This window comes from Stenotrophomonas oahuensis (assembly GCF_031834595.1).
In the GTDB taxonomy this organism is placed as follows: domain Bacteria; phylum Pseudomonadota; class Gammaproteobacteria; order Xanthomonadales; family Xanthomonadaceae; genus Stenotrophomonas; species Stenotrophomonas oahuensis.
Genome location: NZ_CP115541.1, coordinates 3,130,006 through 3,150,558, shown reverse-complemented (window position 1 = coordinate 3,150,558; position 20,553 = coordinate 3,130,006). Strand labels below are relative to the sequence as shown.

Genomic DNA, 20,553 nt, shown 5'->3' with positions numbered 1-20,553 from the left:
GTCTCAGGAATGCGTGGAATCAGTGGGGGCGGCGAGCGTGGCGGTGTCGCTGGACGGGGTGAATCCACCGCCCAGCGCCTGGCTCAACTTCACCGAAACAAGAATCTGGCGGGACTGCAGCTCGGCCAGGCGCTTCTGCGCGACCAGCAGCTGTTCTTCCACCACCAGCACATCGAGGTAGCTGCCAATGCCGGCGCGGTAGCGCTGCTGGGCCAGGTCCTGTGCGGCCTCCGCGGTGTTCAGCGCCTGCTGCTGGGCGGCGGCCTGGTCGGCCAGCGAGCGCACCGCGTTGACCTGATCGGCCACGTCGCGCAGTGCCCCCACCACCGACTGGTTGTAGTCGGCCACGGCCAGGTCGTACTGCGCATCGGTCTTGTCCAGGCCGGCACGCAGGCGGCCGCTATCGAAGATCGGCAGGCTCAGCGCCGGGCCAAGGAAGGCGAAGGTGGAGCTGCTCTTGAGCAGCTGATCCACTTCACTGTTGACCACGCCGCCGAGCGCGGTGAGGTTGAGGCTGGGGTAGAACTTGGCCTTGGCCGCATGGATCTCCTTGCCGGCCGCTTCCACGCGCCAGCGCGCGGCGACGATGTCCGGGCGACGGCCGAGCAGTTCACTGGGCAGCACGCCCGGCAGTTGCAGCGCCAGCGGGTTGAGCACCTGCGGACGTTCGATCTGCAGGCCGCGGTCCGGGCCCTGCCCGACCAGCGCGGCCAGCGCGGTGCGGGCCTCGTCGATCTGCTGCTGGGCGGCCTGCAGCTGCTGCTGCGCGGCCGGAATGCGGGTTTCGGCCTGGCGCACCTGCAGGTCGCTGTCGATGCCGGCACTGCGGCGCTGTTGGGTCAGCTTCAGCGTCTTCTGCGCGCGCTCCAGCTCGCCATTGGCCACGTCATGCAGCTGCCAGGCGTAGCCGAGCTGCGCATAGGCTTCGGCAATGGCGGCCGACAGGTCCAGGCGTGCGGCCTGTGCATCCACCTGGGCGGCATGGCCGCTGTCCACGGCGGCTTCCCAGGCGGCGCGCTTGCCGCCCCACAGGTCGATGCCGTAGCTGAAGCTCAGGTAGCCCTGCACGCTGCCGGCGTAGCTTCCGCCCATTTCGTCGCCGACCATCGATTCGGGCAGGCGCACGCCGGTGTAGCCGGCCGAGGCGTTCACGCTGGGCAGGCGGTCGGCACGCGCGGTGCCGATCTGCGAACGCGCCTGGCGCAGGCGCGCGTCAGCCGCATCCAGGCCCGGGTTGTGCTGCAGGCCTTCGGCGATCAGCGCGTCGAGCTGGGGGTCACCCAGCGCGCGCCACCAATCGGTGGCCGGCCAGCCGGGCTGGCTCAGGTCCTGTCCGGCCAGCGTGCGCTGGCTCTGCAGGTGGTCGGGATCAAGCAGCTGGCCCTGCGGTTGCAGGCCGCCGGTGCTGGCGCAGGCGGACAGCGCCAACGCCAGTGCGGCCGGCAGCAGTGGCTGCAGCCGGAAGGTGCGGAAAGTAGAAGTGGTCATGGCGTCGTCAGGGAATCGCGAACACGGGTCAACAGGGAAAGCAGCTGGGCACGCTCATCGGCGCTCAGGTCACGCATGGCGTCGTTGATGGTGGCCTCGCCGCGCAGCTTGAGCCGGGCCCACAGCGCACGGCCCTCGTCGGTCAGCACGATCTGCAGCGCGCGGCGGTCCTGGGCGTGCGGCTCACGGCGCACGCAGCCCAACGCTTCCAGCTTGTCCAGCAGCCGGGTCACCGCGCTCGGCACCTGGTCCAGCGCCTGGGCCAGCTCGTTGGCCGTGCACGGCGCGCGGAACGACAGCACCTTCAGCCCCAGGTAGTGGGTGAAGCCGATGTCCAGGTTTTCCTCGGCCATCGAGATGTCGAGCTGGCGCATCAGGCCGTCGCGGACCTGACGCAGCAGCAGACCCAGGCTGGGCGGGGTGGTTTCGGGGCAGATCATCATGGGTGCGCACTTTACTTCCATCCAATATATTTCTCAATGGAAATATTTAAGTTGGAAGCAATTCAACTGTGACTGCATTCAGGAGCGTGATGACGGGGGTCAATTTCTTCACATGGCTTGGCATCCCCGGCCGCATCCGGATAATCGACCGCCTGCGAAGGCGACAGCCGTCGCCGTCCTTTGCCACAGGTAACAATCCCGCATGACCGAACTTGCCCGCCCCGCGTTCCACGGCTTTGAACAGCTGCCCCTGCGCGAGTACGCCGAACGGGCGTACCTGGATTACTCGATGTACGTGGTGCTGGACCGCGCCCTGCCGTTCATCGGCGACGGGCTCAAGCCGGTGCAGCGCCGCATCATCTATTCGATGAGCGAGCTGGGGCTGAACGCGGCCTCCAAGCCGAAGAAGTCCGCGCGCACCGTCGGTGACGTCATCGGTAAGTACCACCCGCACGGCGACAGCGCCTGCTACGAAGCGCTGGTGCTGATGGCACAGCCGTTCTCGTACCGCTACCCGCTGATCGAGGGCCAGGGCAACTTCGGCTCCAGCGACGACCCGAAGTCGTTCGCGGCAATGCGTTACACCGAATCCAAGCTGACCCCGATCGCCGAAGTGCTGCTGGGCGAAATCAACCAGGGCACCACCGACTGGGTGCCGAACTTCGACGGCACCCTGGAAGAGCCGACCTGGATGCCGGCGCGCCTGCCGCACCTGCTGCTCAACGGCACCACCGGCATCGCCGTGGGCATGGCCACCGACGTGCCGCCGCACAACCTCAACGAGATTGTCAGCGCGCTGCTGCACCTGCTGGATGATCCGGACGCGAGCATCGCCGACCTGTGCGAGCACGTGAAGGGCCCGGACTACCCGAGCACGGCGGAAATCATCACCCCGCTGGCCGACCTGCGGCAGATGTACGAAACCGGCAACGGCAGCGTGCGTGCGCGTGCGACCTTCGTGAAGGAAGGCAACAACATCGTGGTCACGGCCCTGCCGTTCCAGGTTTCGCCGTCGAAGGTGATCGAGCAGATCGCCGCGCAGATGCGGGCCAAGAAGCTGCCGTGGCTGGAAGACCTGCGTGACGAATCCGACCACGCCAATCCGGTGCGGCTGGTGCTGCTGCCGCGCTCCAACCGCGTGGATGCCGAACAGCTGATGGGCCACCTGTTCGCCACCACCGACCTGGAGCGCAGCTATCGCGTCAACATGAACGTGATCGGCATGGACGGGCGTCCGCAGGTGAAGAACCTGAAGATGCTGCTCAGCGAATGGCTGCAGTTCCGCCAGGCCACGGTGACCCGCCGCCTGACCCATCGCCTGGAAAAGGTCGAGCGTCGCCTGCACCTGTTGGACGGCCTGCTGGTGGCGTTCCTCAACCTGGATGAAGTGATCCACATCATCCGCACCGAGGACGAACCGAAGGCGGCGTTGATCGCGCGCTTCGGGCTGAGCGAAGACCAGGCCGAGTACATCCTGGAAACCAAGCTGAAGCAGCTGGCGCGCCTGGAAGAAATGAAGATCCGCGGCGAGCAGGATGAGCTGGCCAAGGAACGCGACAAGATCCAGTCGATCCTGGACAGCAAGGCCAAGCTGAAGAAGCTGATCCGCGACGAACTCACCGCCGACGCGAAGAAGTTCGGTGACGCCCGCCGTTCGCCGCTGGTGCAGCGTGGCGCGGCCCAGGCCATCGACGAAACCGAGCTGGTGCCGAGCGAACCGATGACCGTGGTGCTGTCGGAGAAGGGCTGGATCCGTGCAGCCAAGGGTCATGACATGGACCCGTCCACGCTGAACTACCGCGAAGGTGATGCGCTGCTGGGCTTCGCGCGTGCGCGCAGCACCCAGCAGGTGGCGTTCCTGGACAGCGAGGGTCGCGCCTATTCGACCGCGATCCACACCCTGCCCTCGGCGCGTGGCAACGGCGAACCGCTGACCGGCCGCTTCTCGCCGGCCGCCGGCAGCGCCTTCATGACCCTGGCCAGCGGCGAGAACAACACCCGCTTCGTGCTGGCGTCCTCGCACGGCTATGGCTTCGTCACCCGCTTCGAGAACCTGGTGGGCCGCAACAAGGCCGGCAAGGCAATGCTCAACCTGACCTCCGGCTCCAAGGTGCTGACGCCGTCGGTGGTGGCCAATGCCGAGACCGACCGCATCGTGGCGGTGACCAGCTCGGGCAACCTGCTGGCGATTCCGGCCAGCGAGCTGCCGGAACTGGACAAGGGAAAGGGCAACAAGATCATCGAGATCCCCAAAGCCAAGCTCGCCACCGAGCGCGTGGTCGCGGTGGTCGCGGTGTCGCCAGGCAACACCCTGCAGGTGCACAGCGGTGCGCGGACCATGAACCTGTCGTTCAAGGATCTGGAGCAGTATCTGGGTGCACGTGCGACGCGCGGCCATCTGCTGCCGCGTGGCTGGCAGAAGGTGGAAGGGTTGAGCGTGGAGTAACCCACGTAGTGCCGGGCTTGCCCGGCATGCACCCACAAAAAAACCGGGGTTTCCCCGGTTTTTTTGTGGGTTGCTGGCTGGCGTTGGCTGGCTGGCGACCGGATGGATCTTCCGGAATTCGCCCGACCAACGGTCGGGCGCTACCGACGGTGAAGCAATGCATCACCGGTAGGTGCCGACCGTTGGTCGGCACGGGGCACGATCAATGCGCCGCGGTGCCCTTGGCTTCGATCTTGCTGGTCTGGTACAGGGCAAGACCAATCCGCTTGATCAGGCTCAGCTGCTGTTCCAGCCACCAGGCGTGGTCTTCCTCGGTGTCCTTCAGCTGCACCAGCAGCATGTCGCGGCTCACGTAATCCTGATGCTGTTCGCACAGCTTCATGCCGGCGGCGAGGTTGTTGCGCACGCTGTACTCGGTGTCCAGGTCCTTGCGCAGCATTTCTTCCACGGTTTCACCCGGTTCGAACGCATGCGGACGCATGTCCGGGTTGCCGCCCAGGAACAGGATGCGGCGCAGCAGCGCGTCGGCGTGCTGGGTTTCCTCTTCCATCTCATGGTTCAGGCGTTCGTACAGCGCGAACAGGCCCTGGTCCTCGTAGCGGCGCGAATGGATGAAGTACTGATCGCGTGCTGCAAGCTCGCCGCGCAGCAGTTCCTTCAGGCAGGCGATGACGTCCGGGTGACCTTTCATGGGGGGCTCCTTGTGAATCGATGCGCGCATGGTGCCCTATCTTTCGCGGCGGTGATCTAATCAGAATCAGTCGCAGTTGCGCTCGCAGCCCGCATTCACGCGTCATCCACAGGCCCTACAATCGACCTTCCACCGGAGGGGAGGTCGCGGGATGCGTCGTTGGCTGAAGCGGGTGCTGGGTTTTGTGCTGCTGGTTGCGGTTGTCGGGATTGCCCTGGTCTGGTGGCTGCTGCGCGGCAGCCTGGCTCCGCTGGACGGGGAACACAAGCTGGCCGGCCTGCAGGCCCCGGTGACCGTGCAGCGCGATGCGCTGGGGGTGGTCACCATCGATGCTGCCTCCCCCGCCGATGCCATGCGCGCCTTGGGTCAGGTACATGCGCAGGAACGCTACTTCGAAATGGACCTGATGCGCCGTGCCGCCGCAGGCGAGCTGGCCGAGCTGTTCGGGCCAGCGGCCGTCGACGTGGACAAGCGCATGCGCGTGCATCGGCTGCGCGCACGCACCGACGCCCATCTGGATGCGGCGATGGGCAGCCAGGCCGTCGAACTGCAGGCCTATGTGGACGGCGTCAATGCCGGCGTTGGCGAGCTGCGCGTGCGGCCCTGGCCGTACCTGCTGCTGCGCCAGGAACCGGCACGCTGGAGCGCCAGCGATTCGGTGCTGACCGGGCTGGCCATGTACGCCGACCTGCAGGACCCGGGCAACCAGACCGAACTGGCCATGACCCGGATCCGCGAGGTGGTGCCGCCGGCGCTGTATGCGCTGCTGGCGCATGACGGCAGCGAGTGGGACGCACCGCTGTTCGGGGAGGCGCGGGGTAATGCGGTGTTGCCTGCACCGGAAGAGATTGATTTGCGTAACGACCAACGGTCGTTACCTATCGGTTCCGGTTCCGCGGCCAGCGCAGCGGTGCAGGACGCGGACGTGAAAGGCAGCAACAATTTCGCGGTAGCTGGCGCACTGACTGCAGATGGCCGCGCCATTGTTGCCGATGACATGCACCTGGGCCTGCGTGCACCCAGCCTGTGGTTCCGGGTGCGGCTGCGCTACCCCGACCCGGCCGCGCCCGGCGGCAAGGTCGACGTCAGCGGTTTCTCGCTGCCGGGCCTGCCGGCAATCGTGGTGGGCAGCAACGGGCACGTCGCCTGGGGCTTCACCAACAGCTACATCGACAACGCCGACTTTCAACCGGTTGTGGCGCATGCGCCGGGTATCCGCATCCACAACGAGCGCATCCGCGTGGCGGGACAGCCCGACGTGATGTTCCGCGTGCGTGAAACCGACTGGGGGCCGATCCTGCACGAACGTCCGGACGGCAGTGGGCAGGCCCTGCGCTGGACCGCGCAGCAGCCGGGCGCGGTGCGCCTGGACTTTGCCGAGATGGCGCGCGCGGGTGACCTGGACCAGGCGCTGGCCGTCGCCGACCGCGCCGGCATTCCCACCCAGAACCTGGTGATCGCGGACAGCGCCGGCCGCATCGCGTGGCGACTGATCGGCGCGCGCCCGGACCGCGCACCGTCCTGCCCGCCCACTGGCTTCGGTTCGACGGCCGCGGCCGACTGCGCACCGTGGCCAATCCGCAGCGATGCATCCCCGTCGCTGATCGACCCGCCCACCTACCGGCTGTGGACCGCCAATGGCCGCGTGCTCGATGGCGAGGCGCTGGGCGTGGCAGGCAATGCCGGCTACGACCTGGGCGCGCGCGGCAAGCAGATCCGCGACGACCTGTTCGCAAAGGAACGCTTCACCGAACGGGACCTGCTGGCGATCCAACTCGACGACCGTGCGCTGTTCCTGGAACGCTGGTACACGCTGCTGCGGCAGGTGGTGACGCACAGCGACGACCCGGCGCTGAAGCGGTTGGAAGCGGCCACGCGCACATGGGAGGGACATGCGTCAGTCGATTCGGTGAGCTACCGGATCACCCGTGGCTTCCGCGGCCGGGTGCTGAAGGCGGTCTCGGAGGGGCTGTTGGCTCCGGCCAAGGCAAAGCTGGGCGACGACTACCTGGAACCCCACCTGGCGCAGCTGGAAGGCGTGCTGTGGCCGCTGGTGAGCGAGCGTCCGGCGCATCTGCTGCCGCCTGCGCACGCCAGCTGGGATGCGCTGGTGGCCGACGCCGCACGTGGGTTGGAAGGCTCGCTGGTCGAAACCGGCCCGGAACTGGACAAGCGAACGTACGGCGAACTCAACACCGCGGCGATCTGTCATCCCGTGAGCGCCGCCCTGCCCGCTTTCGCCAAGCGCTGGCTGTGCATGCCGGCCGACCCGCTGCCCGGCGACAACAACATGCCACGCGTGCAGGGGCCCGCGTTTGGTGCCTCGGAACGTATGGTGGTGTCACCCGGCCATGAGGCTGACGGCATCATTCATATGCCGGGCGGACAGAGCGGGCATCCGCTGTCACCGTTCTGGGGTGCCGGGCATGAGGATTGGGTGCAGGGCAAGCCGACGCCGTTTTTGCCGGGAAAGGCCGTGCATACGATGACGTTGAAGCCGTAATGAATCGCGTCGCCGGACAGACGTCACGACCAACGGTCGTGACCCACCGGATCATCCGGCATCCCGGGTAGGTCACGACCGTTGGTCGTGACCGCGAACCAACGATCACGCCGCCTTGCGACGCTCGATCAGGTTCAACAACGGCCCGGTCATGGCGGTGGTCACCAGCGCCATGATCACCAGCACGGCAAACAGACGATCGCCCAGCAGGCCGAGTTCGTAACCGAGGTTGAGCACAATCAGTTCCATCAGGCCCCGGGTGTTCATCAACGCACCCAGCCGCCACGCTTCACGCGTTTCCAGCCCGGCACTGCGCGCGGCACTGAAGGTGCCCAGCAGCTTGCCCACCGTGGCCACCGCGATCACCAGCAGACACAGCACCAGATCGCTGGCCTGCAGCGCATCGGCACGCATGCGCAGGCCGGTCATGGCGAAGAACAACGGCAGCAGCAGCGTGACCGCGAAGGGCTCGACCTTGGCGATCAGCAGCGTACGCAACTGGCTATTGGCCGACACCGCCACACCGGCGGCAAACGCGCCAAACAAGGCATGGATGCCCAGCACTTCGGTGACCAGCGCACTGGCCAGCGCCAGCAACAGGACGCCCAACAGCCAGCGACCTTCGCTGCCGGCTTGCACCGTCTGCCGCGCGAACCACGGCTTCACCGCACCCAGCATCAGCGCGATGAAGGCCACCACACACAACAGGTTGACGCTGGCGGTGAGCCACGCGGTGGCCTGCGCGGCGGCCACGATCAGCGCCAGCAGGCACCACGCGGTGGCGTCGCCGAGTGCAGCGCAGGCGATGGCGGTCTGTCCCAACGGAGTGTGGGTGATGCCGCGGTCCGCGAGGATGCGCAGCAGCACCGGGAACGCGGTGATGCTCATGGAGATGCCAACGAACAGCGCAAAGGCGGTGAAGCCTACGCCCTGCGGTCCATGGTCGGGGTACAGCCAGATCGCGAGCAGCACGCCGAGCACAAACGGCACCGCGATGCCGGCGTGGCTGACGGTGAAGGCAAAGCGGCGGCGGCCGCGCAGCGCGCCCAGGTCGAGTTCGGCACCGGCTACCAGCAGGAACATCAGCACGCCGAGCTGGCTGAGCATGCCCAGCGGCCCCAGCGAACTGGCCGGGAACAGCGCGCCGTGCAGGCCGGGCAACAGGCTGCCCAGCACCAGCGGGCCCATCATCAGGCCGGCGGCCATTTCGCCGATCACCGCCGGCTGACCGAGCCGCTTGAGCAGCGCGCCGGCGCCTTTGGCGACCACCAGCAGCACCAGCAGCTGCAGCAGGAACAGGCCCAGCGGCGAAGCCAGGTGCTGGGCCCAGTCGCTGCCGACGACCTTTTCGGCCTTGGCAGCGACCGTGGGCATGCCCGGACCGGCATAGCGCGCCAGCGCCAGGCCGATGGCCAGTGGAATCCCGGCCCAGGCCAGGTAGTGCCAACCCCATTTCATCGGCCGTGACTCGCCCCCGGTCTGTGCGTCCATGTACGTTCCCCTGCGTGAGCGGGGATCATAGCGCGTCGGTAGTGCCGGCCGCTGGCCGGCAACCACGCAATCCAGCATCGTGCGGTTGCCGGCCAGCGGCCGGCACTACCTACACCAGGGCCTGTTCGTGCACCCCGGCGACCGCACGGCCGGACGGGTCGGCCATGGCGGCAAAGCTCGCATCCCAGGCAATCGCCGCCGGCGACGAGCAGGCGATGGACTTGCCGCCGGGCACGGTTTCCGCCGCGGCCTGGGTCGGGAAGAACTGCTCGAACAGGTGGCGGTAGTAGTACGCCTCTTTGGTCTGCGGCGGGTTGTGCACGAAGCGCTTGTCGGCCGCGGCCATGACCCGGTCGCTGACCTGGGCTTCGGCGTGTGCCTTCAGACCGTCGATCCAGCCGTACCCCACCCCGTCACTGAACTGCTCTTTCTGCCGCCACAGGATCGACTCAGGCAGGTAGCCCTCGAACGCTTCGCGCAGTACCGCTTTCTCGATCCGGCGAGCGCCGTCACCGCCCTTCCCGACCATCTTGTGCTGCGCGTCGATGCGCATGGCCACATCAAGGAACTCACGGTCCAGGAACGGCACCCGCGGCTCCACACCCCAGGCCATCATCGACTTGTTGGCGCGCAGGCAATCGTAGTTGTTCAGCGCATCCAGCTTGCGCACCAGTTCCTCATGGAATTCACGCGCGTTGGGCGCTTTGTGGAAGTACAGATAACCACCGAAGATCTCGTCGCTGCCTTCGCCGGACAGCACCATCTTCACGCCCATGGCCTTGATCCGCCGCGCCAGCAGGAACATCGGCGTGGAAGCGCGGATGGTGGTGACGTCGTAGGTTTCCACGTGGCGGATGACTTCGGGCAGCGCATCCAGGCCTTCCTCGAAGGTGTACTCGAACCCGTGATGCACCGTGCCCAACGCCTCGGCGGCAATGGCGGCGGCGGCGAGATCGGGCGAGCCTTTCAGGCCGATCGCGAACGAGTGCAGCCGCGGCCACCAGGCTTCGCTCTTGTCGCCGTCCTCGATGCGATGGCGCGCATAGCGTGCGGCCACAGCGGCCACCAGCGAAGAATCCAGGCCACCGGACAGCAACACGCCGTAGGGCACGTCGGTCATCAGCTGGCGGTGCACGGCGCGCTCAAAGGCCTCACGCAAGGCGACGCGGTCGGCTTCGACACCTTCCACGGCGTCATAGTCGCGCCAGGGACGTTCGTAGTAGCGGGTGAGCGTGTCGGTGGCGCTGTCATACCAGTGGCCGGGCGGGAACTGCGCCGCATCGGCGCAGATGTCGACCAGCGATTTCAGTTCAGAGGCCACCACCAGGCGACCGTCCTGGTCATGGCCCCAGTACAGCGGCACCACGCCGATCGGATCACGTGCGATCAGCACGCGCTGCTGGTCGCGGTCCCACAGGGCGAAGGCGAAAATGCCGTTGAGGCGGTTGAGGAACGATGCGGGTTCGTCTTCGCGATACAGCGCGTTGATGACCTCGCAGTCAGAACCAGTCTGGAATGCATACGGCTGGGCGAGTTCGGCCTTGAGTTCGCGGTGGTTGTAGATCTCGCCGTTGACGGCCAAGGCAAGACCGCCATCCTCGGACAGCAGCGGCTGCGAGCCACCGGCCGGGTCGACGATAGCCAGACGCTCGTGCACCAGCACGGCACCGGTGTCGACGTACACGCCGCTCCAGTCGGGCCCGCGGTGGCGCTGGCGTTGCGAAAGATCCAGCGCGCGACGGCGCAGGGCGGGAAGATCATCGCCGGCCTGCAGGCCGAACATTCCGAAGATCGAACACATGGGAACAGCTCCTGATGATGGGGGAATACACGTGTTGCAGGCATTCGACCGGCCACCCAGGCCCGGATGTGAAAAACCCGGACCATAAAAAAACCCGCATCGACCGATGCGGGTTTTCTGGTATCCGGGCGTGTTTCTGGTTCTAGCCCTGGTCGCAGTCCCGCATCGGCCGCGCACGATTATTCGCGCGCAGATTATTGCGGTTGTTATTGACGACGGTGGTCAGGGACGAGGCCATGGATCGAACGTACCCGGAAATTTTCGGGCGTGCAACTGTTGCTGTCGCAACTTACCTGGATTCCGTGGCCGCCGGTCTTCCTTGGTAGCGCAGCTCCCGTAGAGCCGGGCTTGCCCGGCTGCTGTGGGATTCAGGCGAACAGCCCTCTGTTCACGGAATCCCTGGCTTGGCAGGTCGGGACGGGCGTTCCGGGGGACGCTGCAAGTACGTCCTTGTAAGCTCAGTCGCCGCATCCATGCGGCTCATGCCCCCTCCAGCCCATCCCGACCCGCCATCGACAGGGGGTCGGTGGCCATGGGAAGCCCCAGATCAACGGCAACGTTGATCTGGGGTCATGCGTTACCGATTGTTGGGGATTTCACGGCGATCGTCTGTCGACCGATCCCACCGGGGCATTTCCGATTCCACCGGGGCAGCGCGAATGGCTTGCGATCTCCCGTGGCCACCAGCCAACTGTCTGGGGCGTGCCGGGGTGGGTTTGAGGGACCGTAGAAAACATGGATGTTTTCTACGAGCCCCCATGGACGGGTTTACGGCGTGTCCCGCAAACCCACCCCGGTGCGCCCAAGCACGGATTCACGTGACCATCAGCTGTTCGCCTGAATCCAACAGCAGCCGGGCAAGCCCGGCTCTACGGAGATCGCGTCAGGCCAGCAGGCGCTCGATCAGGCGCTGGTAGAGGGCTGGCAGGGCTTCGAGGTCGGCGACGGAGACGTTTTCGTTGACCTGGTGGATGGAGGCGTTGACCGGGCCCACTTCGATGCACTGCGCGCCCAGCGGGGCGATGAAGCGGGCGTCGGAGGTGCCGCCGCCGGTGCTTTCTTCCGGGGCCGCGCCGGCGAATTCGCCCAGCACCTGCCGGGCCACGCTGCGCAACGTGCCTTCCGGGGTGTAGAACGGCTCGCCGCTGCGGTGCCATTTCAGCGTGTAGTCCAGTGCGTGCGCGTCCAGCATCGCGGTGATGGCCGCTTCCAGCTTTGGTGCGTTCCAGTGCGGGTTGTAGCGCAGGTTGAACAGCACCTGCAGTTCGCCTGGAATGACGTTGTTCGCGCCCGTGCCTGCATGGATGTTGGAGACCTGCAGGCTGGTCGGCGGGAAGCTCTCGAAACCGTCGTCCCAGTGCCGTGCGGTCAGCGCTGCCAGCGCCGGGGCGGCCAGATGAATCGGATTGCGCGCCTTGTGGGGATACGCCACGTGCCCCTGCACGCCCTTCACCGTCAACGTGCCCGACAGACTGCCGCGACGCCCCACCCGCAACAGGTCGCCCAGCACCGCCGTCGAGGAGGGCTCACCGGTGATGCACCAGTCGATGCCTTGCCCGCGTTCGCGGAACAGATCCGCCACCCGGCGTACGCCGTCAATGGCGTCGCCTTCCTCGTCACTGGTCAACAGCACTGCCAGTGTGCCCGGATGATCCGGATGCGCCGCCACGAACTGCTCGGCCGCCACCACGAACGCCGCCACACTGCCCTTCATGTCTGCTGCGCCGCGGCCGTACAGCACACCCTCGCGTACCTCGGGCTTGAACGGATCGCTGGCCCAGGCCTCGCGCGGGCCCGGCGGCACCACGTCGGTGTGACCCAGCAGCACCAGCACCGGCGCGCCGCTACCGTGGGTCGCCCACAGGTTGTCGACCTCGCCCAGGCGCAGGTGCTCGCAGTGGAAACCCACCGCCTGCAGACGATCGGCCAGCAGCGCCTGGCAGCCGGCATCGTCCGGCGTAACGGACGGCCGCGCGATCAGATCGCAGGTCAGCGCGACGACATCGTTCATGCCCCTACCCCGAAACGCTGCTTGAAACCGTTGTCGCTGAAACCCTGGCTTATCTTGCCGTCAGGGGTGACCACCACCGGCCGCTTGATCAGCTGCGGGTACTCGCGCAGCAGCAGCTTCCACTCCGCGTCAGACGCGGCCGCCTTGCGGTTGTCCGGCAGCTGCCGCCAGGTGGTAGACGACTTGTTGACCATCGCGCCCAGCCCGCCCAGCTGCGCTGCCCATTCCAGCAGCGTCTCCGGCGACGGCTTGTTGTCGCGGTAATCCACAAAGGAATACGCCACACCGAAGCGGTCCAGCCACTTGGTGGCCTTCTTGCAGGTGTCGCAGTTCTTCAGCCCGTAAATGATGGTTTCGCTCATGCCCGGATGATACCGCAAGGCCTTGTCCGCTCAGCTCACCAGCTGGGTCAGCAGCAGGCGCTGCCAGGAGTGCAGACCTGCCAGCAGGGGCACTGTGGGGCCCAGCAACGGTTTACCCGTGGGATCCAGCAGCTGCGCGGCCTGACGCTCCATGAACGCACGGATATCGTCCAGGGCGGTGTCATCGGCTGCATTCGACGGGCTGTGCAGATGCAGTTGCTGGTACAGGCTGTCCATGTCGAGCAGCATCCGCGCACGCGCGCCCATGTCCAGACGGATGCCCCCGGACTGAACACGGGACATCAGGCGATCGGCGCGGGCGATCAACGGCCACCGGTCGACGGTGGCGTCGGCGGCCGACGTCGGCACATCGAATGACCGCAATCGCAATTGCCGCTGATCATCATAGGACTGCTGACTCAGCCACTCGGCGTAGTAATGCGGCGCATAGCGCAGATGGTCGGTGGGCTCAGAAGCGCTCTGTGCATTACGGCGATTGACCTCGTCCATCCACGCTTTGAGCAGCCGCGCTACGCTCAGCTGACGCTCCGGCGCAGCATCATCTTCAGCAACGGACTGCACCGCCGCCAGCTGACGCAGGTAAAGCGACCCGTGCCGTGCCACCAACGCCAGCTTGGCGGATTCGCACTGTCGCAACATATCCGGCAGTCGCTCCAACAGCTGATGCACGACGGGAACAAGGGCGTCTGCCGCGGTGCGCGCCGCCCCCGCTCCAGCCGGCGTCTTCAACCAGTGTTCCGACGCGCGCAGGGTGCTGCTCAGGCCGAACATGACGTCCCCCGCAGCTACCGGGTCGTCCTGGATCAGCGCGATTCCGGCGCGGAACTTCGGCACAAGCGTTCTGCGGATCAACACTTCACACAGTGCGCTCAGCTTCGAGTGCGTCAGCAACTCGCCAAGGTGGAACATGCGCGCAGGGCCTGCAGCAGGGTGTCCTGGTCTGCGTCCAGCGCACTGGCATCGCCTGCCTTGACGATGCGCGAATGCAGGGCGGCGATCATGGCACCGGGCGGAGGATCGGTGCGCGCGTGCGCGCGGGTCGGCATGGATGTATTGAACAACGCCAGCAGAAGCCGGAGCTCCACACTGTCTTGGCGGGAAGGCGTGAACGGTGGAACGGGGCGGCGGGAAGCGCGCAGCGTGGTCGGCGGCGGAGACGAAGACAGACGCGGAACGTCAAATAGCATGAATGTCCTTCTTGCAGGGAGTTCAGAACAGGCGTCGCAGGTCGACGCACTCCGAGCATAGCGACGCCGCCCGAAGGCGGCGTTGCGAAGGTCTTACCTGTTGTAGCGGTCGAGCAGGCACCACGCAAAAAACGAGGTGCCTGCGACAATCACTCGGCCAGGCCGCGCAGCAGGTCGTTGACGCTGGTCTTGCTGCGGGTCTTGGCATCGACCTGCTTGACGATCACCGCGCAGTACAGCGAATGCGTGCCGTCCTTGCTCGGCAGCGAGCCGGATACCACCACGCTGTACGGCGGAATGTAGCCATAAGTGACCTCGCCGGTCGCACGGTTGTAGATGCGGGTGCTCTGGCTCAGAAATACACCCATTCCGATCACGCTGTGATGGCCGACCACGACGCCTTCAACCACTTCCGAACGCGCGCCGATGAAGCAGTGGTCTTCAATGATGGTCGGGCTGGCCTGCAGCGGCTCCAGCACGCCGCCGATGCCGGCACCGCCGGACAGGTGGCAATGCTTGCCGATCTGCGCGCACGAACCGACCGTGGCCCAGGTGTCGACCATGGTGCCCTCGCCCACATACGCACCAATGTTGGTGAAGCTGGGCATCAGCACCACGTCCTTGCCGAAGTAGCTGCCGCGGCGGGCGATCGCACCCGGCACCACGCGCACGCCGGCGCGGCGGAACTTGGCTTCATCAAACCCGGCAAAGCGCGACTCGACCTTGTCCCAGAACGGCGCCGGACGCGCATCCACCACGCCCATGTCGTTGACACGGAAGTACAGCAGCACCGCCTTCTTCAGCCATTCGTTGACCTTCCAGCCACCGTGGCCGTCCGGCTCGGCGACACGGAACTCACCGGTTTCCAGCCCGTCGATGACGCGGTTGACCAGCGGCTTGGTCGAGCCTTCGATCTCGTGCAGGGTCAGCATGGCGCGACGCTCGAAGGCGCTTTCAATGCCGAACTTGAGTTCTTCCACGCCCGGCGTGGCCGGCTTGCGCAGCGACTTGCGGGCAATGGTTTCGGCGCGCTTGGCGGCGGTTTCCGCGGCGCTGGCGGCCGCCTTCTTCACCGGCACTTTCTTCGCGGCGGCCACGGCCTTCTTCGCTGCGGGCTTTTTCACAGCCGGGGCAACGGCAGCAGTCTTTTTGGCCGCTGCGGTCTTCGCGGCGGTCTTCTTGGCAGGCTTGGTGGCCATCAGGGGGTATCTCCGGCTTTTCGATCAGGATCCAGGCAGGTCAGCATCGCGTCATGCAGCTGCTGCCGGGCGGTTTCAGTCAAGGGTTGGTCGTGCTCGTCACTGATCACGAACATGTCTTCGGCGCGTTCGCCGAAGGTGGCAATGCGTGCATCATGCACACGCAGGCCCTGGTTGCGCAGCACGAACGCCACGTCGGCCAGCAGCCCGGGACGATCCGGGGCCACCAGGCTGAAGCGGGTGCTGCCGGCTTCATTGTCGCTGGCATCGCGGAACTCGATGCGCGGGGCAAAGCGGAAGTGCCGCAGCTGACGCGGAATGACGCGTCGCGACGGGCGTAACCGGGTCAAATCGCCGGACAGCGCTTCGCGCAGCGCCGCTTCCAGGCGCGGTGCGTCGCCGTCGGCGAAGCTGTCGGCGGGGGTCACTTCAAACGTATCGAAGATGGTATCCATCGGGCCATCGAGCACGCGTGCGCGATGGATGCCATAGCCCTTGCGGTCGAGGGTCATCACGATCGCGGCGAACAGGCCATCCCGGTCCGGCGAATGCACGAACACTTCCAGTGCATCGTCGTCCGGGGTCAGCCGGCGCACCTTGACCAGGGTCTGCCCCTGCTTGACCGGCACCAGCGCAGCGGCCTGCCAGGCCAGCTGCTCGGGGCGAAGACGGATGAAGCTTTCGTCCGGCATCACAGTGAACTGGCGATCAATGGTGGCATCGTCGTAGCCGCGCTCGCGCACCAGGGCGCGCACCGAATCACGGGCTTCCTGCACGCGCTCGGCGGCCGGCATCTGGTTTTCCAGCCCATCGCGCAGTGCGCGGCGCGCGGCGAAATACAGGTCGGCCAGCAGGCGGTCCTTCCACGCATTCCAGAGCTTGGGACTGGTCCCGGCAATATCGGCACAGGTCAACAGGTACAGATAGTCCAGGCGGTCACGGCTGGCCACCAGCGTCGCGAAGCGATGGATCACGTCCGGGTCGGAAATGTCCTGCTTCTGCGCGGTCACCGACATGCGCAGGTGCTGCTCGACCAGCCAGGCGACCAGTTCGGTATCCGACGTGCTCAGCGCGTGCGCCTGGCAGAATTCGCGCGCATCCACCGCGCCCAGTTCGGAATGGTCGCCGCCGCGGCCTTTGGCGATGTCGTGGAACAGGCCCGCAAGCAGCAGCAGTTCCGGCTTGCGCAGGCGCGGCCACACTTCATGCGCGATCGAGAAGCGCTCGTCCGCACGGCTGCTGGCAAACAGGCCGATGTTGCGCAGGACCATCAGCGTGTGCTGGTCCACGGTGTACACATGGAACAGGTCGAACTGCATGCGCCCGGAGACCTGCGCGAACGCCGGAATCCACTGGCCGAGCACGCCCAGCCGCGCCATCCGCGCCAGCGTGTCCACCGCGCGCGGGCTGCGCATGAGGGCCATGAACTGCCCACGGGCGTCGACGCTGGCTTCGGTGTAGGCCGGCAGCACCGCCAGCGATTCGGCCAGCGCGCGCGCGGTCAGCGAATGAAGGCCACGCACGTCCGGGTTGTACGCCCAACTGGCGAACAGTGCGAACACCTGCTGGATATCCCCCTGCGGCCACTGCGGATCATTGGCGGCCAGGTAGCCACGGCGCAGCGAGAAACCGACGCTGACCGGTTCGGGCACCGCTTCACCGTCGAACTGCTCCTCAAAGCGCTGCAGCAGGCGGTCGCTGATCCGCCGCACCACGGTGGCGCTGCGGTAGAAGCCCTGCATCATCTTTTCCACCGCCAGGCTTTCCACGTCGTCGTGGAAGCCCAAGCGCGCGGCCAGGGTCTTCTGGTAATCAAAGCGCAGACGCTCTTCCGGCCGGTTGGCGACCAGGTGCAGGCCAAAGCGCAGCTGCGCCAAGGCGCAGCGCTCGCGGCGCAGGGCCGCGGCTTCGTCCAGTCCCAGGTGCCCCAGCCCGACCAGCGCTTCCAGCTCGCGCACGCCAAATGCACGCAGCGCCATCCAGCCCAGGGTATTGAGATCGCGCAACCCGCCCGGGCCGTCCTTGATGTCCGGCTCGAGATTGTCGGCGGTGTCGCCAAACCGCTGATGGCGGGCCAGCAGTTCGTCGCGCTTGGCGACGAAGAATTCGCGCGGCGCCCACAGCGCCTCGTCGTTGATGGCACGCTTCAACGACTGCCGTGCGGCCTCGTCGGCCACCAGCGGGCGCGATTCCAGCAAGGCGGTGAAGACGGTCTGGTCGGCACTGGCGGTCACGCAGTCCTGCGCCGAGCGCACCGCGTGGCTGACCGGCAGACCACAGTCCCACAGCAGCGCAAACAGGCGCGCCAGCGCCGCCTCATGCATGTGCTGCGCGGACACCTCGCCCAGCACCAGCACGTCGATGTCCGAACGCGGGAACAGCTCGCCACGCCCGTAGCCGCCCACCGCGAACAGGGCCAGACCGGCGGCATTCGGCAGGCAGCGCTGCCAGGCCAGCCGGATCAGATGATCGGCGGCACGCGCCCGCAGCGCCAGCAGGCGCTCGATGTTGTCGCCCTGGTCAAAGCGACGGTACAGACGGGCATCGGCCTGCTGCAGGCTCTGCCGGGCCAGCGCCGCCCACTCGGGGTCGGCGACGGCATCGGCCGGCGCGTCCAGTTCAGGGCTCGCCGGCAACATGCTCAGACCTGCGATTCGCCGGGCGCGAGGGTCAGCACGTCGACGCCGGTCTCGGTGACCGCGATCATGTGCTCCCACTGCGCCGACAGCTTGCGGTCCTTGGTGACCACGGTCCAGCCATCCGGCAGCACCTTGTTGTAGCGGGTGCCTTCATTGATCATCGGTTCGATGGTGAAGGTCATGCCCGGCTGCAGCACCAGGCCCTGCCCCGGGCGGCCGTAATGCACCACCTGCGGTTCATCGTGATAGACCTTGCCGATGCCATGGCCGCAATACTCGCGGACCACGCTGAAGCGCTCGCCTTCGGCCAGGCTCTGGATGGCGTGGCCAATGTCGCCCAAGGTTGCGCCCGGCTTGACCGCGCGGATGCCGGCCCACATGGCCTGGTAGGTCACATCGACCAGACGCCGCGCCATCACCGACGGGGTACCGACGAAATACATGCGGCTGGTGTCACCGTGCCAGCCGTCCTTGATGACAGTCACGTCGATATTGACGATGTCGCCGTCCTTGAGCACCTTGCCTTCGCTCGGGATGCCATGACAGATGACGTTGTTGACCGACGTGCACACCGTCTTCGGGAAGCCCCGGTAGCCGACGTTGGCCGGAATGGCCTTCTGCACGTTGATGATGTGGTCGTGGCAGATGCGGTCGAGCTCTTCAGTGGTCACGCCCGGCTTCACATGCGGGGCAACGATGTCGAGCACTTCGCTGGCCAGCCGGCCGGCGATGCGCATCTGTTCGATTTCCTGGGGGGTTTTCAGATTCACGCTCATGGCCACCATTATCGCCGATCCGGGCTCCAGACTGAACGGGCCGGGCATGAACGTAGAAAATGTGAAAAGCGGCCAGTTTTCCTCACATTTCGCCCACGACCGCGCATTTATAAGGAAACCGCGTCCCTGCGACGCGCCTCCCCCGGCCCCACGGCGGTATCGACTCGTTCATCCAGGACCCCCGTCCAAGGAGAAGACCCATGCGATCCCTGCGACCTGTGCTGTTCAGCTTCACCCTCCTGGCCCTGGCCTCCCCGGCCCTGGCCGCGGACACCACCACCTTCAACGTGCGCATCATCATTACCAAGGCGTGCACGATCACCGCTGCGGCGGCCACCGACGTCGATTTCGGCTCGGCGCTGTCCACGGCCACCACCCCGTCCAACGCACAGGGCTCGGTCACCGCCCAGTGTTCGGCGCTGACGCCCTACACCATCGCGCTGAATGCCGGCGCGAACGCGGGTACCGCCAATGACGTCACCACCCGGCGCATGATCAACACCGATGCGGCGGTCACCACCAACAACTACGTTGGCTACCAGCTGTATTCCAATGCCACCCGCACAACCGTATGGGGCGCGACCGCCGGCACCAACACCGTGGCCGGCACCGGCAATGGCCTGGCCCAGGCGTATCCGATCTACGGTCAGGTGGCCAATCCCAGCGTGAACAACGCCGCGACCGGTAACTACCAGGACACCGTCACCGCCACCATCACCTATTGAGGGTGCCATGTCGGATCTCGAACGGAGCCGTGCGCGGCGCTCCGGTGGGCCGGGCTGTGCCTGCGCACTGGTGGCGATACTGATGGTCGGCAGCACCCACGCCGCCAGCCTGCAGGTCGCGCCAACCTCGCTGCAGCTGACCGCCCGGCAGAATGCGGAGGCGCTGTGGATCAGCAACAGCGGCACCGCGCCGGTGGATGTGCAGGCGCGGGTGTTCCGCTGGACCCAGCGCGACGGCCGCGACGAACTGGAACCCACCACCGACCTGGTGATCAGCCCGCCGATGCAGGCACTGGCGGCAGGGCAACAGCAGTTGATCCGCGTGGTCCGGGCGCACCCGCAACCTCCGACCGGCCAACAGGCCTACCGGATCATCGTCGACGAGGTCCCCCCGCTTGACCCGAACCGCGAGGGCATGCAGTTCGTGCTGCGCTACTCGCTGCCTGTGTTCGTGCAACCTGACGGCAACGCGTCCGATAAGCCGGACCTGCAGGCCTCCCTGCTGACCCAGCCCGACGGCACCCTGACGCTGGAAGTGCGCAACCTCGGTGCGAGCTACGCTCAGTTGGCGGACCTGGGCATGGGCACGCCCGAGCGCCCCCAGGTGTTCAAGCCCGGCCTGGTCGGCTACGTCCTGAGTGGCCAGACCATGCGCTGGCCCTTGGAGATCACCGCGGCGCGTCTCAATGGCGCGACCCTTTCGGCAAAGATCAATGGCGCTTCGCAAGCCACGCCACTGCCTGCGACGCCACCGGCTCGCTGAGGCCTGC

16 protein-coding genes are annotated in these 20,553 nt (G+C 66.5%); 4 read left to right on the top strand and 12 right to left on the bottom strand.

Annotated features, from left to right (window positions below; translation table 11 throughout):
- Window positions 1-3: 3 nt before the first annotated feature.
- Entirely contained in the window at window positions 4-1,488 is a 1,485-nt protein-coding gene (locus PDM29_RS13995) for an efflux transporter outer membrane subunit (protein ID WP_311190710.1), read from the bottom strand.
- On the bottom strand, window positions 1,485-1,928 hold the full coding sequence (locus PDM29_RS13990; protein WP_125359169.1) for a MarR family winged helix-turn-helix transcriptional regulator: 444 nt from the start codon (window positions 1,926-1,928) through the stop codon (window positions 1,485-1,487). Before PDM29_RS13990 ends, PDM29_RS13995 begins: the two co-directional genes overlap by 4 nt.
- 205 nt (window positions 1,929-2,133) lie before the next feature.
- Here PDM29_RS13990 and parC point away from each other — a divergent pair, with 205 nt between their 5' ends.
- Complete coding sequence (parC, locus tag PDM29_RS13985) at window positions 2,134-4,377, top strand: DNA topoisomerase IV subunit A (protein ID WP_311190709.1); 2,244 nt, start codon at window positions 2,134-2,136, stop codon at window positions 4,375-4,377.
- A gap of 202 nt (window positions 4,378-4,579) precedes the next feature.
- Here the strand turns inward: parC and bfr are convergent, their stop codons facing one another.
- Window positions 4,580-5,068: a bacterioferritin gene (gene bfr, locus PDM29_RS13980; protein WP_125359145.1), complete on the bottom strand. Its 489-nt coding sequence runs from the start codon at window positions 5,066-5,068 to the stop codon at window positions 4,580-4,582.
- A 151-nt stretch (window positions 5,069-5,219) separates the two neighbouring features.
- On the opposite strand from bfr, the gene PDM29_RS13975 reads away from it, so the two are divergent.
- Entirely contained in the window at window positions 5,220-7,571 is a 2,352-nt protein-coding gene (locus PDM29_RS13975) for a penicillin acylase family protein (protein ID WP_311190708.1), read from the top strand.
- A gap of 105 nt (window positions 7,572-7,676) precedes the next feature.
- On the opposite strand, the gene PDM29_RS13970 is transcribed toward PDM29_RS13975, so the two are convergent.
- The 9 genes from PDM29_RS13970 to map form a co-directional block, all read right to left on the bottom strand.
- Window positions 7,677-9,062 (bottom strand): cation:proton antiporter domain-containing protein, encoded by a 1,386-nt coding sequence (locus PDM29_RS13970; RefSeq protein ID WP_311190707.1) that lies wholly within the window; start codon window positions 9,060-9,062, stop codon window positions 7,677-7,679.
- A 109-nt stretch (window positions 9,063-9,171) separates the two neighbouring features.
- Window positions 9,172-10,863 (bottom strand): asparagine synthase B, encoded by a 1,692-nt coding sequence (gene asnB, locus PDM29_RS13965; RefSeq protein ID WP_311190706.1) that lies wholly within the window; start codon window positions 10,861-10,863, stop codon window positions 9,172-9,174.
- Window positions 10,864-11,746: 883 nt separating this feature from the next.
- Window positions 11,747-12,874 (bottom strand): succinyl-diaminopimelate desuccinylase, encoded by a 1,128-nt coding sequence (gene dapE, locus PDM29_RS13960; protein ID WP_311190705.1) that lies wholly within the window; start codon window positions 12,872-12,874, stop codon window positions 11,747-11,749.
- A complete protein-coding gene (locus PDM29_RS13955; protein ID WP_311190704.1) occupies window positions 12,871-13,236 on the bottom strand; it encodes an arsenate reductase in 366 nt (121 codons plus the stop codon). Before PDM29_RS13955 ends, dapE begins: the two co-directional genes overlap by 4 nt.
- Before the next feature lie 30 nt (window positions 13,237-13,266).
- Entirely contained in the window at window positions 13,267-14,166 is a 900-nt protein-coding gene (locus tag PDM29_RS13950) for a hypothetical protein (protein WP_311190703.1), read from the bottom strand.
- Complete coding sequence (locus PDM29_RS13945; protein WP_311190702.1) at window positions 14,142-14,444, bottom strand: hypothetical protein; 303 nt, start codon at window positions 14,442-14,444, stop codon at window positions 14,142-14,144. The genes PDM29_RS13950 and PDM29_RS13945 overlap by 25 nt, the downstream gene beginning before the upstream one ends.
- A 149-nt stretch (window positions 14,445-14,593) precedes the next feature.
- Window positions 14,594-15,643 (bottom strand): 2,3,4,5-tetrahydropyridine-2,6-dicarboxylate N-succinyltransferase, encoded by a 1,050-nt coding sequence (gene dapD, locus PDM29_RS13940; protein WP_311190701.1) that lies wholly within the window; start codon window positions 15,641-15,643, stop codon window positions 14,594-14,596.
- A complete protein-coding gene (locus tag PDM29_RS13935) occupies window positions 15,643-18,282 on the bottom strand; it encodes a [protein-PII] uridylyltransferase (protein WP_311190700.1) in 2,640 nt (879 codons plus the stop codon). Before PDM29_RS13935 ends, dapD begins: the two co-directional genes overlap by 1 nt.
- Window positions 18,283-18,284: 2 nt before the next feature.
- A complete protein-coding gene (map, locus tag PDM29_RS13930) occupies window positions 18,285-19,058 on the bottom strand; it encodes a type I methionyl aminopeptidase (protein WP_311190699.1) in 774 nt (257 codons plus the stop codon).
- A 200-nt stretch (window positions 19,059-19,258) separates the two neighbouring features.
- Between map and PDM29_RS13925 the strand changes: the two genes are divergently transcribed.
- Both PDM29_RS13925 and PDM29_RS13920 read left to right on the top strand, forming a co-directional pair.
- Window positions 19,259-19,783, top strand: a complete 525-nt coding sequence (locus PDM29_RS13925; protein WP_311190698.1) for a Csu type fimbrial protein — start codon at window positions 19,259-19,261, stop codon at window positions 19,781-19,783.
- A gap of 7 nt (window positions 19,784-19,790) precedes the next feature.
- A complete protein-coding gene (locus tag PDM29_RS13920; RefSeq protein WP_425508675.1) occupies window positions 19,791-20,546 on the top strand; it encodes a fimbrial biogenesis chaperone in 756 nt (251 codons plus the stop codon).
- The last annotated feature ends 7 nt before the right edge of the window (window positions 20,547-20,553 follow it).

Coding starts and splice junctions, on each gene's coding strand:
- PDM29_RS13995 (WP_311190710.1), bottom strand. CDS start 1,488: ATGACCACTTCTACTTTCCGCACCTTCCGGCTGCAGCCACTGCTGCCG.
- PDM29_RS13990 (WP_125359169.1), bottom strand. CDS start 1,928: ATGATCTGCCCCGAAACCACCCCGCCCAGCCTGGGTCTGCTGCTGCGT.
- parC (WP_311190709.1), top strand. CDS start 2,134: ATGACCGAACTTGCCCGCCCCGCGTTCCACGGCTTTGAACAGCTGCCC.
- bfr (WP_125359145.1), bottom strand. CDS start 5,068: ATGAAAGGTCACCCGGACGTCATCGCCTGCCTGAAGGAACTGCTGCGC.
- PDM29_RS13975 (WP_311190708.1), top strand. CDS start 5,220: ATGCGTCGTTGGCTGAAGCGGGTGCTGGGTTTTGTGCTGCTGGTTGCG.
- PDM29_RS13970 (WP_311190707.1), bottom strand. CDS start 9,062: ATGGACGCACAGACCGGGGGCGAGTCACGGCCGATGAAATGGGGTTGG.
- asnB (WP_311190706.1), bottom strand. CDS start 10,863: ATGTGTTCGATCTTCGGAATGTTCGGCCTGCAGGCCGGCGATGATCTT.
- dapE (WP_311190705.1), bottom strand. CDS start 12,874: ATGAACGATGTCGTCGCGCTGACCTGCGATCTGATCGCGCGGCCGTCC.
- PDM29_RS13955 (WP_311190704.1), bottom strand. CDS start 13,236: ATGAGCGAAACCATCATTTACGGGCTGAAGAACTGCGACACCTGCAAG.
- PDM29_RS13950 (WP_311190703.1), bottom strand. CDS start 14,166: ATGTTCCACCTTGGCGAGTTGCTGACGCACTCGAAGCTGAGCGCACTG.
- PDM29_RS13945 (WP_311190702.1), bottom strand. CDS start 14,444: ATGCTATTTGACGTTCCGCGTCTGTCTTCGTCTCCGCCGCCGACCACG.
- dapD (WP_311190701.1), bottom strand. CDS start 15,643: ATGGCCACCAAGCCTGCCAAGAAGACCGCCGCGAAGACCGCAGCGGCC.
- PDM29_RS13935 (WP_311190700.1), bottom strand. CDS start 18,282: ATGTTGCCGGCGAGCCCTGAACTGGACGCGCCGGCCGATGCCGTCGCC.
- map (WP_311190699.1), bottom strand. CDS start 19,058: ATGAGCGTGAATCTGAAAACCCCCCAGGAAATCGAACAGATGCGCATC.
- PDM29_RS13925 (WP_311190698.1), top strand. CDS start 19,259: ATGCGATCCCTGCGACCTGTGCTGTTCAGCTTCACCCTCCTGGCCCTG.
- PDM29_RS13920 (WP_425508675.1), top strand. CDS start 19,791: ATGTCGGATCTCGAACGGAGCCGTGCGCGGCGCTCCGGTGGGCCGGGC.